The organism is Haloimpatiens lingqiaonensis (assembly GCF_901447495.1).
In the GTDB taxonomy this organism is placed as follows: domain Bacteria; phylum Bacillota; class Clostridia; order Clostridiales; family Clostridiaceae; genus Haloimpatiens; species Haloimpatiens lingqiaonensis.
Window position 1 is genome coordinate 1 of sequence record NZ_CABDWS010000156.1, and the last position, 1916, is coordinate 1916.

At 36.2% G+C, this 1916-nt stretch carries 1 protein-coding gene; it reads left to right on the forward strand.

What is annotated here, in order from left to right:
• Window positions 1–420 precede the first annotated feature (420 nt).
• The gene (ltrA, locus tag FGK85_RS15040) at window positions 421–1839 is read left to right on the forward strand and encodes a group II intron reverse transcriptase/maturase (protein WP_138207960.1); all 1419 of its coding nucleotides are present in this window, start codon (window positions 421–423) and stop codon (window positions 1837–1839) included.
• Window positions 1840–1916: the final 77 nt, after the last annotated feature.

Below are 1916 nucleotides of genomic sequence, written 5' to 3' on the forward strand. Positions count from 1 at the left end.
TTGTGCGCCCAGCATGGGCGCAATCTAACGGGTGAGAGTCCCGAGCACGGGTTGATAGTGCCAAGTGCATAGCTTAAGACAAGGGTGTCCACCGTGAGGTGGAATCTGAAGGAAGTCGGCGGCAAAACTCTGGTCTGACGAACAGAAACTACATATAAGGCATATGTCTGTGGGTAAGGTTGCAAGACAAACTGAAGCCCTAAACTATCCGAAACAGACGGTGTAAATGTAGCAGATAAATGGAGTGAAAGATTGCGTTCTTACCTGGGGAGGTCTTAGATATACATTATGGAAATGAAGTTTGAAATAATAACCTATACAGTGATGTATAGCTGAAATCTAAGAAGTCAGCAGAGGTCATATTAGCAAAAGGGTCATGAACCTTTTGTGAAGGACTGAACAATAGGAGGTTTTGAAATTTTGAAGAACACAAAGAAATGTGAAAACAGCAGACAACTTCATATAGAAGGTTACCTACAAAAAGATAGAGTGGAACTCGAAGGGGATGTAGGAGCGCCGAGCATTTCATTGACGTTAGAAAAAGGACGGAACGCCAAAAGTAAATATGATAGTGAACTGCTAGAGAGGATTATTGACAGAAACAATCTTAATGAAGCATTTAGGAGAGTTAAAGCCAATAAAGGTAGTCATGGAATTGATGGTATGAAGGTAGATGAACTTCTACAATACCTAAAAGAAAATGGCGCCAGCCTACGGCAATCACTATTAGAAGGTAGTTATAAACCAAATCCAGTAAGGCGAGTAGAAATACCAAAACCTGATGGGAAGAAACGACTACTAGGAATTCCGACACTAGTAGACCGAGTAATACAACAAGCTATCGCTCAAGTACTAAGTCCAATATTTGAAAAGAAATTTTCAGATAATAGTTACGGATTTAGACCAAACAGAAATGCACATCAAGCAATTCTAAAATGTAAAGAATACATGGATAAGGGATATAAATGGGCAGTTGATATTGACCTAGAAAATTACTTTGATACTGTAAATCATGATAAATTAATAGGATTGATATATAGAGAAGTAAAAGACATTAGGGTAATATCACTAATAAGAAAATATCTGCAGGCAGGAGTAATGGAAAGAGGTGTTTTTAATAACACTCAAAAAGGAGTACCACAAGGAGGAAACTTGTCCCCATTGCTTAGTAATATCATGTTAAATGAATTAGATAAAGAGTTAGAAAAGCGAGAACTGTGTTTTTGTAGATATGCTGATGACTGTAATATCTATGTGAAAACAAGAAAAGCAGCACTTAGGGTAATGGCAAGTATAACAAAGTTTATAGAGGAAAACTTAAAACTTAAAGTCAATAAAGATAAGAGCAAGGTCGATAGACCGTGGAAATTAAAATATTTAGGATTCACGTTTTACCCAAAGAAAGGTGAAATAGGAATAAGAGTACATGAAAACTCTATTAAAAAACTAAAAGCTAAATTAAAAGAGGTAACAGGAAGAAGTAATGCCATGAGCATGGAATTTCGCTCAATTAAATTAAGGCAAATTATAGTTGGTTGGGTTAATTACTTTAAATTAGCTGATATGAAAAGTACTCTTAAGACTTTAGATGAGTGGCTAAGAAGAAGGATTCGTATGTGTTATTGGAAACAATGGAAGAAAATTAAAACAAAGCATGATAACCTTAAAAGGCTTGGAATATATGATAGCAAAGCTTGGGAATATGCAAATACAAGAAAAGGCTACTGGAGAATATCAAACAGCCCAATCTTAGCAAGAACACTATCTAATAAATACCTTAGAGAACAAGGATTTATAACATTAACCGAAAGATATTTATCAGTTGGTAATTCTTATTGAACCGCCGTGTACCGAACGGTACGCACGGTGGTGTGAGAGGTCGCTGAATAAAATAATTATTCAGCTCCTACTCGATT